At 70.3% G+C, this 12,114-nt stretch carries 9 protein-coding genes; 2 read left to right on the top strand and 7 right to left on the bottom strand.

All coding sequences use genetic code 11. The annotated features are described in order from the left end of the window. The gene (locus AC1DPN_RS04245) at positions 1–1,377 is read right to left on the bottom strand and encodes a pyridoxal phosphate-dependent decarboxylase family protein (RefSeq protein ID WP_477083450.1); all 1,377 of its coding nucleotides are present in this window, start codon (positions 1,375–1,377) and stop codon (positions 1–3) included. A gap of 177 nt (positions 1,378–1,554) precedes the next feature. Between AC1DPN_RS04245 and AC1DPN_RS04240 the strand changes: the two genes are divergently transcribed. Further along, positions 1,555–2,571, top strand: coding sequence for a hypothetical protein (locus AC1DPN_RS04240; protein ID WP_477083449.1), 1,017 nt, complete (start codon positions 1,555–1,557; stop codon positions 2,569–2,571). Between the two features lie 34 nt (positions 2,572–2,605). On the opposite strand, the gene AC1DPN_RS04235 is transcribed toward AC1DPN_RS04240, so the two are convergent. Further along, positions 2,606–4,762, bottom strand: a complete 2,157-nt coding sequence (locus AC1DPN_RS04235) for a glycoside hydrolase family 3 N-terminal domain-containing protein (protein ID WP_477083448.1) — start codon at positions 4,760–4,762, stop codon at positions 2,606–2,608. A gap of 116 nt (positions 4,763–4,878) precedes the next feature. Between AC1DPN_RS04235 and AC1DPN_RS04230 the strand changes: the two genes are divergently transcribed. Next, positions 4,879–6,402 (top strand): ArnT family glycosyltransferase, encoded by a 1,524-nt coding sequence (locus tag AC1DPN_RS04230; RefSeq protein WP_477083447.1) that lies wholly within the window; start codon positions 4,879–4,881, stop codon positions 6,400–6,402. A 34-nt stretch (positions 6,403–6,436) separates the two neighbouring features. On the opposite strand, the gene AC1DPN_RS04225 is transcribed toward AC1DPN_RS04230, so the two are convergent. The 5 genes from AC1DPN_RS04225 to AC1DPN_RS04205 form a co-directional block, all read right to left on the bottom strand. Further along, positions 6,437–6,880 (bottom strand): DUF5658 family protein, encoded by a 444-nt coding sequence (locus AC1DPN_RS04225; RefSeq protein WP_477083446.1) that lies wholly within the window; start codon positions 6,878–6,880, stop codon positions 6,437–6,439. A gap of 231 nt (positions 6,881–7,111) precedes the next feature. Further along, on the bottom strand, positions 7,112–8,224 hold the full coding sequence (locus tag AC1DPN_RS04220; RefSeq protein ID WP_477083445.1) for a substrate-binding domain-containing protein: 1,113 nt from the start codon (positions 8,222–8,224) through the stop codon (positions 7,112–7,114). A gap of 92 nt (positions 8,225–8,316) precedes the next feature. Beyond that, positions 8,317–9,693, bottom strand: a complete 1,377-nt coding sequence (gene mmsB / locus AC1DPN_RS04215; RefSeq protein ID WP_477083444.1) for a multiple monosaccharide ABC transporter permease — start codon at positions 9,691–9,693, stop codon at positions 8,317–8,319. Next, positions 9,693–11,237, bottom strand: coding sequence for a multiple monosaccharide ABC transporter ATP-binding protein (gene mmsA / locus AC1DPN_RS04210; RefSeq protein ID WP_477083443.1), 1,545 nt, complete (start codon positions 11,235–11,237; stop codon positions 9,693–9,695). Before mmsA ends, mmsB begins: the two co-directional genes overlap by 1 nt. 325 nt (positions 11,238–11,562) lie before the next feature. Continuing rightward, complete coding sequence (locus AC1DPN_RS04205) at positions 11,563–12,099, bottom strand: hypothetical protein (protein ID WP_477083442.1); 537 nt, start codon at positions 12,097–12,099, stop codon at positions 11,563–11,565. Positions 12,100–12,114: the final 15 nt, after the last annotated feature.

The raw sequence follows: 12,114 nt of genomic DNA, 5'->3' as shown, positions 1-12,114 counted from the left end.
TCAGCCGGCGGCCGCCACCGCCCGGCGCACGGCGTCGACGGATCTCGCGACGTCCTCCTCGTCGGTGGACCAGTTGCTCACCGACACGCGCAGGATGTCGCGACCCTGCCAGCGCGACCCGGACATCCACGTGCCACCGTCGGCGATCAGGGCCTCGCCGACACGCCGGGTCCGCTCGTCGGAGCCGAACGCGACGCACACCTGCGTGAACACGACGTCGTTGACGATCTCGGCGCCGTCGATCGTGCGCAGGCCGTCGGCGATCTGCCCCGCGCGAAGGACGAGGCGGTCGACGAGCTCCGCGACACCGGAGCGCCCCAGCGACCGCAGCGCGGCCCAGACGGGCACGCCGCGTGCTCGTCGGGACAGCTCCGGCACCTTCTCGAGCGGATCGCCTGCGCCGGCGAAGGCCGCGAAGTACTCGGCCTGCATGCCGAAGGCACGCCGGAGGGGCTCCGGGCGCGCGACGACGGCGACGCCGCAGTCGTAGGGCACGTTGAGCGTCTTGTGCGCGTCCGTCGCCCACGAGTCGGCGAGCTCCAGGCCCGCCACCAGCCCGCGCAGACGCGGAGACGCCGCAGCCCAGAGACCGAAGGCGCCGTCGACGTGCACCCACGCACCGTGCGCGTGCGCGACCTCGATCGCCTCGGCCAGCGGGTCGAACGCCCCGGAGTGCAGGTTGCCCGCCTGCAGGCACACGATCGTCGGACCGGAGCCGTCGGCCAGGGCGTGCGCAAGCCCGTCGACGACCAGGCGCCCCTGGTCGTCCGCAGGCACGGTCGTCGGGAGCCCGAGGCCCAGGTAGCGCAGCGCGAGGTCGAGCGTGCCGTGCCGCTCCTCGCCCACGAGCACACGGACGGGCGGGCACCCGGCCAGCCCGTCGCGGTTCACGTCCCAGCCGACGTCCGCCAGCACCTGCTGACGCGCTGCCGCCAGGCCCGTGAAGTTCGCCATCGTCGCACCGGTGACGAACCCGACGTCGGCGGTCGCGGGCAGCCCGAGCACGTCGAGCAGCCACGCCGCGGCGGCCTCCTCGACCGCGACCGTGCCCGGCGTCGCGTACCGCATCGCCGTGTTCTGGTCCCAGGTGGAGGTCATCCAGTCGGCCGCGAGCGCCGCAGGGTGCGACCCGCCGATCACCCAACCGAAGAACCGGCCCGACGGCATGCTCATCAGCCCGGGTTCGATGGCCGCCGCGAGCTCGTCGACCACGAGCACGGGATCGGTCGGACCGTCGGGCAGGTGCCCTCCGAAGGCGAGCTCGTCAGCGCTCGCACGGGGATGGACCGGTCGGTCGTCGAGCGAGGTGATCCACTGCTCGGCGTGGTCCAGCGCGCGGTTCAGGACGGGGGCGAACTCCACCCAGCGTGCGGTCATGCGACCCACCTTGCCACCACGATCGGATGACGCCAGTGCCCTGATCGGGGCATTCGTCCGATGCGCCGTCGAATTGTCCTGCTCTGGGTCACCCCAACGGTCCGAGCGGCAGGGACGGTCGAGCGCCTAGCGTCGTGAGGACGGCTGGGCACGACCTCGACGACCGGGGAGGTGGACGTGAACCAGGTGGCGAAGAACCCGCAGTGGCGTGACGCCGAGCGCTTCGCCGAGCGGCACGCCCGCTCGGTCCTCGCTTTCCTCGACGTCCGGGTCAACCTCGAGCCCCAGACCCAACCGGACAACGCGCTGGACCTGCTCGGCGTCGACTTCTCCGGGCGCGTCGAGCACCAGCGCAACCCGGTCGAGCGGACCGAGATCGAGAGCTTGCGGGCCGCCGCCGGATCGACGGTCGCGGTGTTCTACTCCCGCGCAGGCTTCACGAAGGTCGCGGTGCTCTACGCCGAGGAGCACCGCGTGGCCCTCTTCGGGTACTCGGACTCCGGCTACGCCGCCCCCATGAACCAGTGCGCGACGGACCTCGTCCTCAGGGCGCAGGCGGAGAGCGCCCGACAAGTGCGCGCGTCGACCGAGCTCGTCGCACGACATGCCACCGCCGTCCGCGCCGAGGCCGAGCGACGTGAGCGTGAGGCGCTCGCCGACGCCCTGCGCGCCGAGCACGAGGCGCGCGAGGTCGCCGAGCGTCGACGGGTGACGCGGGCGCGACAGGAGACGGTGCTCGGCCGGACCGTGGCGCTCCTGCTGCAGCTCCAGGTCCGCCCCGACGCTCTGCGGGGCATCGTCGAGCACCTCGCGCAGTCGACGATCGTCAGCGCCGTCGCGGTCGCCGCCAACCAGATGTCGCTGGGCGAGCGACCGCACGCGATCGCCCTGGTCCGCGCCCTCTTCGACGACGCCGCCGCCGCGCTCGAGGTCATGACGCCGGCCGGCGAGCGCGACAGGTCGAACTACTGGGCCTCCAGGCAGGCGATCGAGCGCGGGCTCGACGCCCTCGACGCCGCCGACGGGCAGGGCAGCGTGGGGCACGTCGGCCCCGACGACGTGTCGACCCAGCTGCGGCAGGCGGAGCGCTGCTGGCGAGCCGTCGCGGACGAGCTCGAGCGCCGCATCCCGGCTCGGGTCCCGAGCGGTGTGCCCCAGCCACGGCGTGCACGGCACCTGACCCCGACGAGCTGAGCTCGCGCGACCCGCTCGAGGCGCGCCGGTCGCCTCACCCGAGCGTGAACGCCACCGGCTCCCCGCTGGCCGAGTCCGGAGCGATCCAGAGCGCGAACTCCCCCGGGTCGACGCGGAACGTCCCGTCCGGACCGTAGTAGCCCAGCTGGTCCGCCTCGAGCGTGAACGAGACGGTCCGCGACGCCCCCGGCGCGAGCTCGACGACGGCCCAGTCCACGAGCTCCCTGACCGGGCGGGTCACCGCGGCGACCTCGTCACGGACGTACACCTGCACGACCTCGGTCACGGCGCGTGCTCCCGTGTTCGTCACGACGACGGACGCGTCGACCATCGCACCGTCGGGCTTCCGGACCGCGACCGTGACGTCCGAGTACCCGACGGACCCGTACGTCAGGCCGTACCCGAACGGGTACAGCGGCGTCGAGAGGCTGTCCTGGTACCGACCCGACGTCGGATCCTGTGCCTCGGTGATCGGGCGCCCGGTGGACCGGTGGTTGTAGACGAGGGGCTGCTGGCCGCCCGAGCGCGGCAGCGTGATCGGGAGGCGCCCTCGCGGCTCTGCCGCGCCGAAGAGGACGTCGGCGATCGCGTTGCCCCCCTCCGAGCCCGGGTGCCAGGCGTAGAGCACCGCGTCGGCGTTCTCGGCGACCCACTCGAGAGCGAGGGCACGCCCGCCGAGAACCACGACCACGAGCCGGACGCCGACCGCCTTGATCGCCCGCAGGGTCTCGAGCTGGCCGACGGGCAGGTCGAGCGTCGTGATCGAGTTCGCCTCACCGCTGCGCACGGGATGCTCGCCGACGAACGCCACGACCGTGTCGACCTCGCGCGCCGCGTGCAGCACCTGGTCGCTGTGCGTCCAGGCCACCGACCTCGTCCCCGTCCCCGTCCCCGTGAACCTGCTCAGCCCGTGCGCGATCGGCACGACCTCGTCGGCGCGACCGTCCAGGGTCCACGTGCCGAACAGGGCGTCGGTCGCGTCCAGCAGCGGCCCGGTGAACAGGATCCGCTCGTCCGAGCCCGCCTCCAGCGGCAGGATGCCGTCGTTCTTCAGCAGCACCAGGGACGCGGCGGCCGCGGCCCGGGCCTCGGCGCGGTGCTCGTCGGAACCCGAGACCAGCGCCTCGAGGCCCTCGTCGGTGAACGGGTGCTCGAAGAGCCCGCAGCGGAACTTCAGCGTCAGGACGCGGCGCACGGCGTCGTCGAGGACGTCGAGCGGGACCCGACCGTCGGAGACGACCTGCTCGAGGTGCGCGAGGTAGGAGCCCGACACCATGTCCATGTCGACGCCCGCCTCGATCCCCTGGCGGGCGGCGTCGGCCGCGTCGGCCGCGACCCGGTGCCGGACGATCTCCCCGACCCCGTCCCAGTCGCTGACGATCGCGCCGTCGAAACCCCACTCGTCCTTGAGGATCTCCCGCAGGTACCGGCGGTTCGCGTGCACGGGCACACCGTCGATGTCGTTGAAGCTCGACATGACGGTCGCGACGCCCGCGCGGACGCACTCGTGGAACGGGCGGAGCTGCAGGTTGCGCAGGGTGTTCTCGCCCGCGGTGACCGAGTTGTAGTCGCGGCCGCCCTCCGCGAGGCCGTAGCCGACGTAGTGCTTCGCGCACGCGGCGATCGCGTCGGGCGCGGACAGGTCGTCGGTCTGCAGGCCACGTACGGTCGCCGCCGCGAGCCGCCCGGCCAGCACCGGGTCCTCCCCGAGGCTCTCCGCGACGCGGCCCCAGCGGTGGTCGCCCGTGATGTCCATCATCGGCGTGAACGTCCAGCCGATCCCGACCGCTGACGCCTCGACGGCGGCGACGCGAGCGCCACGCTGCACCAGGCCGGCGTCCCAGGTCGCTGCCTGACCGAGGGGGATGGGGAACACCGTGCGGTGCCCGTGGATGACGTCACGCGCCATGAGCAGCGGGACGCCCAGCCGCGACTCCTCCACCGCGATCCGTTGCACGGCGTTGACCGCACGGACCGCCACACCGTCGTCGCGCACGTTTCCCGCGGTCGCACCGCTCGCCGACAGCGAGGTGCCGATCCGCCCTGCGCGCAGGTCGTCGGCGTCGTCGACCGCGCTGATGTTGGCCGGCTGGTGCAGCTGGCCGACCTTCTCCGCGAGCGTCATCTGTGCGAGCAGCAGCCCGGCGCGTTCCGCGGGTGTGCGGGCGGCGTCCAGCCAGGGCTTGTCCATGGGAGCGTTCCCTCTCGTCGTCGAGGCCACATACCCTAATCGGACCACCCACGCACGCCCCGCAGGCGGATGCCGTGCAACGGTGCGCCCCACCTCCCCGACCCTGGAGCCCCGCGTTGGCCGTTGACCTGAGCACGCGCCCCACGGCACCCGCCGTGCGCTTCGCGCTGCCGGTCATCCCCACGCGACTGCTCGGCTGGCTGATCGCAGCCGGCGCGGCCCTGCTGGCGTTCGTCGTGCGCTGGAACCTCGTCGGCGGTGGTCCCGGAGTGCGCGGCTACCACGGGTACGACGACGGCGTGTACTTCGCCTCTGCCGTCGCGCTCGTGCATGGAGAGCTGCCCTATCGCGACTTCCTGTTCCTGCACCCCCCGGGCGTCACGCTCGCGCTCGCGCCGTTCGCCGCGCTCACCCACCTCGTGAGCGACTCCGACGCCTTCGTCGCCGCCCGGGTCGGGTTCATGCTCGTCGGCGCCGCCAGCGCGGTGCTGGTCACGAGGATCGCGTGGCGGTGGGGCACTGCGGCCGCGGTGGTCGGCGGGCTGCTGTACGCCGTCGCGTCCGCCGCCGCGTACGCCGACCGGCTCACGCTGCTCGAGCCGCTGGGCACCGTCACGCTGCTCGGCGGCGTCCTGCTGCTCCTGCGGTCCGCCGACGACGGCGCGCGTCCCTGGTGGATCTGGGCGGGCGGTGCCGTGCTCGGGCTCGGGGTCGTCGTGAAGATCTGGGACGTCGTGCCCGTGCTCGTCGTGCTCGCCTGGCAGCTCGTCGCGCGCGGCTGGCGCCCCGCGCTGCGCGCGACCCTCGCGGCCGGTGCGGCGATCACCGCGACCGTCCTGCCGTTCGCGTTCGCGGCTGGCCCGGCGATGTTCCGGTACGTCGTGCTGGACCAGGTGGGACGACCGCGCGACGGTCGGCCGGCGAGCATGCGGCTCGAGGGCATGACCGGCGTGAGCCTGACCAACCTCACCGAGAACGAGGCGCACCGACGGCTCCTCGTGCTCGTCGTCTGCACCCTCGTCGTCGCGTCCGCTGTGCTCGCCTGGTACCGACGGCGGGGGCGCCTGTGGGTCGTGATGCTCGTGGCGCAGAGCACGGTGCTGCTGCTGTCGCCCTCCTACCTGCCGCACTACGCCGCCTACACCGCACCGGCGCTGGTGCTCGTCGTCGCGGCCGCGGTCGCGTCGGTTCCGGAGCCGACGCGCGTCCCGGTCGCCGTCCTCGGGTGCGTGCTGCTCGGGCTGACCATGGGCGCGTGGCGCGAGTCGCCGCTCGTCGACTTCCCGGCCGACGCGATGACCGAGCGCCTCCCGGCCGGCTGCGTCCAGGCGGACGCCCCTGCGGCGCTCGCCCTGCTCGACGTCCTCTCCCGCAACCTCGACCAGGGGTGCGACGTCGCCGTCGACCTGTCCGGCCAGACCTTCGACGCCGGGCACACCGACGCGAGCGGCGCACGGGTCGAGCGCATCGACAACGCGCAGTGGCAGCAGGACGCACGGCGCTATCTCATGTCGGGCGACGCGATGGTGCTGGCCCGCACGCGCGGCAACTACTTCGACACCGAGACGCTCGCCGAGCTGGACCGGTGGCCGGCCGTCGTGGACGTGCGCGGGATCCAGCTCCGGCTGCCCCCGGGGTGACAGCGACCCGGTCCTGACTGCGGCGTCGTGCCGGCTAGGTCGAGACGGCCACGCCCAGGACCACCAGGTTCGAGAAGGTGACGGAGAGCTTGACGGCACCGACGGTCGCCACCGCGGACCAGATGAACCACGTGTACCAGGACGTCGGGCGGTTGGCGAGGATCAGGAAGACGATCACGAGCGGGACCGTCAACACGAGCATGAAGAGCGGCACCGAGCCGAGGGCGGCCTGACCGGCGGCCGAGACCGGGTTGCCTTCGTGGATGCCCTCGACGTGGGGCATCGCCGAGGTGGTGAACGCGTCGCCGAGGGCGCCCAGCATCGCGAGGACGGCCACCGCACGGCACCAGCTCTGACGGCGCCACGCGCGCAGGGTGCCGTCGAACCAGTCCACCGAGTCGGCGAGCTGGTCCGTCGCCCGTGCGGGCACGGTTCGCTCGGCGACGGTGGCCGAGGAACCGGGCGTCACGACGCTCATGGGTCGCTCACCCGCACCGTCGCTGCTGTCCTGCCGAAGTCCCTCTGCACAGTGGGAACTATCGACTGGGTGCTGACACCCTTGAGAGGTACGCCGAGCCTTCATCCGACCGTGGCAACGCAGCCGAACGGGCGACGGGGGTCGCGATGCGCCGAGCAGGCAGACAGACGCCCTCCCCGGCCGGAGCCGGGAAGGGCGTCTGCGTGAGAGGTGGTGCTACGAGCTACGAGATCACTGCGTGAGCGCGAGGAGGTCCGGGTTGTTGGCGTACGCCTCGGCCGCGTTGTCCTTGGTCACGATGACCGGGGGCAGCAGGAACGACGGGACGACCTTGACGCCGTTGTCGTAGGACTCGGTGTCGTTGACGTCGACGTCCTCGCCCTTCTGGAGCTGCTGGGTCATCTTGATGGCCTGCGCGACGAGCGCGCGGGTGTCCTTGTAGATCGTCGAGTACTGTTCGCCGGCCATGATCGACTTGACCGACTCGACCTCGGAGTCCTGACCCGTGACGACCGGGATCGGCTTGCCGGCGTCCTTGACGGACTGGATGATCGCGCGGGCCAGGTTGTCGTTCGGCGACAGGACGCCGTTGAGGACCTTGCCGTCGCTGTAGGTGCTGGTCAGCAGCGTGTCCATACGCTCCTGGGCGTTCTCAGCGGTCCAGCCGTCGATGGCCGTCTCCTTGACGGTCATCTGGCCGGAGCCGACGACGAGCGTGCCGTCGTCGATCTTCGGCTGCAGGACGCTCATGGCGCCGTCGAAGAAGACCTTCGCGTTGGCGTCGGTCGTCGAGCCGGAGAAGAGCTCGATCGTGTACGGGCCCGCACCCTGGCTGGCCTCGAGGCCCTCGAGCAGGGACTGGCCCTGGAGCTCGCCGACCTTGAAGTTGTCGAACGCGACGTAGTAGTCGACAGCCTCGGTGTTGAGGATCAGGCGGTCGTACGCGATGACGGTCGCGCCGGCCTCCTTGGCCGCCTCGACCTGCGTGGCCAGCTGGCCGCCGTCCTCGGCGCCGATGATGATGACCTTGGAGCCGTTGGTCACGAGGGCCTGGATCTGGCTCTGCTGGTCGGCGACCGTGTTGCTGGCGGCCGCGTACTGCACGTCACCCTTGAAGCCGGCCTCCGCGAGGCCGTCCTCGAACAGGCCACCCGCGAGAACCCAGTTCTCCGAGGTCTTGGCGGGCAGGGCCACGCCGATCGTGGAGTCGGCCGGGAAGCCGGCGGCTGCCTCGGAGGAACCCTCGGACGGGGTGTCGCTGCTGTCGTCGCGGCTGCTGCAGGCCGTGAGGGCCAGCATCGCGATCGCCGTGAAGGCGATAGACGCCTTGGCGAGCTTGCGCATCTTTTGTCTCTTTTCTTCCGCTCGGGCGAGACGGAGTCAGTTACCGGGCAGCGGCTTTGCCGTCCGGGTGGTGCGGGAGTGCAGTCGGTGGGTCAGTGCGGACCGAGGTCTGCGGGCCGTGCGGTCTGCGTCGGTCCGACGGGCATGGGCTCGGAGGTGCTCATCGCCGGGCTCTCGGCGATCGGAGCGCCGCCGTCCCCGCCGCCGCGGAACGATCTGGTCAAGAACCCGAAGATCGAGGTGCGCCCCTGCTGCTTGTTCCACACGTCGATCGCGACGGCGAACAGGAGGACGAGGCCCTTGATGATCTGCACACGGTCGAAGCCGACACCGAGGAGCTGCAGACCGTTGTTCAGGACGGCCATGACGAGACCACCGACGATCGAGCCGGTGACGGTACCGACACCACCGGCGACCGCAGCGCCACCGATGAACACGGCGGCGATCGCGTCGAGCTCCCAGCCGACACCGTCCTGCGGGCCGGAGGCCGCAGACCGGGCGACGAAGATCATGCCGGCGAGCGCGGCGAGCATCGACATGTTGGTCATGACGAGGAAGTTCACGCGACGCGACTTCACACCGGACAGCTGCGCGGCGAGCGAGTTGCCACCGACCGCGTAGACGTGGCGACCGAAGATCGTCGAGTTCGTGACGAACGAGTAGATGATGATCAGCGCGACGAGGATCATGCCGGCGATCGGGAAGCTGGTGCCGACCCGGCCGCTGGCGAAGCGCAGCGTCAGGAAGAGCAGAACGCCGATGACGATCGTCATCTTGACGAAGCTGACCCACGCCGGAGCCATCTCCGCGTGCATCGCCTTCTGCGTGCGACGCAGGCGGATCTCGCGGTAGATCAGGACGAGCGCTGCAGCCACGCCGAGGATCAGCGTGAAGTTGTTGTACCCGGTGTCGGGTCCCCACTCCGGGAGGTAGCCCGCCCCGATCTTGCGGAACGCGTCGGGCACCGGGACCGTCGTCGAGTCGCCGACGAACTGGTTGAGGCCGCGGAACAGCAGCATGCCGGCCAGCGTCACGATGAACGCGGGGACGCCGATGAACGCGACCCAGAAGCCGTGCCAGAACCCGATCAGGATGCCGACCGCCAGGCCGAGCAGGATCGCGAGGTACCACGGCAGGTTGTAGTCGTGCATCGACTTGGCGACGATGATGCCCGCGAAGGCGGCGACCGACCCGACCGACAGGTCGATGTGGCCGGCGATGATCACCATCACCATGCCGATCGCGAGGATCAGGATGTACGACCCCTGCGCGACGACGTTGATGATGTTTCCGGGGCTGAGCGTGAGGCCGTTGGTCTGCCACTCGAAGAATGCGACGACGAAGATCAGCGCGAAGATCATGCCGAACTGGCGAGCGTTCGACGTCCCGCCGCCGAACATCTTCTTGATGTCGGAGAGCTTGAACTCGCTCTTCGCGGTGTCCGTGGGTTCAGTGGTGTCTGTGCTCATCAGGAGGCCAGCTTCTTCTTCGAGGAGGTCATGGAGCGCATCAGCGCCTCGGGGGTGGCTTCGTCGGCGTGCATCTCGTTGGTGATCGCGCCCTCGAAGATCGTGTAGATCCGGTCGCAGATCCCGAGCAGCTCGGGCAGCTCGGACGAGATGATGACGACGCCCTTACCGGACGAGGCGAGCTGCTGGATGATGCCGTAGATCTCGTACTTGGCACCCACGTCGATGCCACGGGTGGGCTCGTCGAGGATCAGCAGGTCGGGGTCGGTGAACATCCACCGTGCGAGGACGACCTTCTGCTGGTTGCCCCCCGAGAGCTTGCTCACGCCGACGTCCACGGAGGGCGTCTTGATGCGCAGGCTCTTGCGGTACTGCTCGGCGTAGGCCCGCTCCTGCTCGGTGCTCACGACGCCGCCGCGGGAGATCTTGGACAGCTTCGCCGCCACCGTCGAACGCTTGATGTCGTCGATCAGGTTGAGGCCCAGGACCTTGCGGTCCTCGCTCACGTACGCCAGACCGTTGTCGATCGCGTCGGCGACGCTGCGGAGCTCCAGCTCCTTGCCGTCCTTGATGATCCGTCCCGAGACGAAGTTCCCGTAGGACCGTCCGAAGATGCTCATCGCGAGCTCGGTGCGACCTGCGCCCATGAGTCCGGCGAAGCCGACGATCTCGCCCCGTCGCACCGTGAACGACTCGTCCTTGCAGACCAGGCGCTCGTGGCGGACCGGGTGCTGGACCGTCCAGTTCTGCACCTCGAAGAACACCTCGCCCAGGTCCGGCGTGTGGTCCGGGAACCGGCTCTCGAGGTCGCGGCCGACCATCCCGCGGATGATGCGGTCCTCGTCGACCCCTCCCGCCGTGACGTCGAGCGTCTCGATGGTCTTGCCGTCGCGCAGGATCGTGATGGAGTCCGCGATCGCCTCGATCTCGTCCAGCTTGTGGCTGATCATGATCGAGCTGACGCCACGCGCCTTGAGCCCCCGGATGAGGTCGAGCAGGTGTGCGGAGTCCGCCTGGTTCAGCGCCGCGGTCGGCTCGTCGAGGATCAGCAGCTTGACGTCCTTCGAGAGCGCCTTCGCGATCTCGACCAGCTGCTGCTTGCCGACGCCGATGTTCTTGATCAGGGTGTCGGGGTCCTCGCGCAGACCGACCCGGGCGAGCAGCTCGACGGCGAGGCCGTGGGCCTTGCGCCAGCTGATGACGCCCCTGGAGGCCACCTCGTTGCCCAGGAAGATGTTCTCGGTGATCGAGAGCCCAGGGATGAGCGCCAGCTCCTGGTGGATGATGACGATGCCCTGGTTCTCGCTCTCCCGGATGTTCCGGAAGCGAACGATCTCGTTCTGGTAGCTGATGTCACCGGTGTAGGTGCCGTACGGGTAGACCCCGGACAGCACCTTCATGAGCGTCGACTTGCCGGCGCCGTTCTCTCCGCAGATCGCGTGGATCTCTCCGGCCTTGACGCTCATCGACACGTCAGAGAGTGCCTTGACCCCGGGGAACTCCTTGGTGATGGACCGCATCTCGAGGATCGTCGGGCCGGCCATCACCGGCCCCCTGACTGACCGAGCAGCATTGCTCGCATGGATCTCCTTCGAATACTGCACAGTTTCGGACAATCGCGCCGGGGGAAGTAAACGCGCGCCGACGCCTTGTCGTCAACTCTTGAACGCAGCGGTTAGGTCACGTCCAGATAACAACTTGGGCGGGCGCCAGAAGTGCCCTCAAAACCGGGGTCCTTCGGCCCTGGATGCGGCATCGCGAACCGTCCGAGGGGAACGAGAATGTCTGATGTGCACCATTGCGGTCGCACGACCAGAGGCACGACGTGGGGCTGCCCGCCCCGTCGTGGATCGTCGGCAGATCGCCTGTCTAGGCGGCGATCGCCAGGACCAGTGTGACCGCGACGAGCCCAAAGAGCACCGCGGCCGCCCCCAGTGGTCCGCGTGCGAGCCGACGCACCACCGGGGCGTCGTCCACCCGTCCGCGCGCCGGCGGCCAGGCCTCGGTCAGGCGTTCGGCGACGACGTCGACGCGCGAGCGCCCGCCGAGCAGGCGTCCGCCGCCGGGCTGCACGGCCCAGACGCCGACGAACGCCCCACCGTCCAGGATCACGTTGACGCGCGCGTTCGGGACGATCGTGACGACCGCCGACCACGGCACCCACGTCTCGTGCACCACGTTGCGCACGTAGATGCCGGTCGAGCGGGCCTCCAGCACGGGGAGCAGCGAGCCGACCAGGCTGAACCAGACGAGCACGGCTCCGACGACGACGAAGACCGGCGAGCCCTGCGTCGTCCCCACGGCGGCGACGAAGATCCCGAGGACGACGCCGATCGCACCGAGCGCGAGGGTGCTCACCGACATCCGCTCACGCCAGAGCAGGTCACCGTTCCGGAGATCGTCCACGGGGACGTCTCTACA

This window comes from Cellulomonas sp. P4_H4 (genome assembly GCF_056400865.1).
Note: the sequence above shows the minus strand (reverse complement) of the source record. Positions and strands in the feature narration are given on the sequence as shown.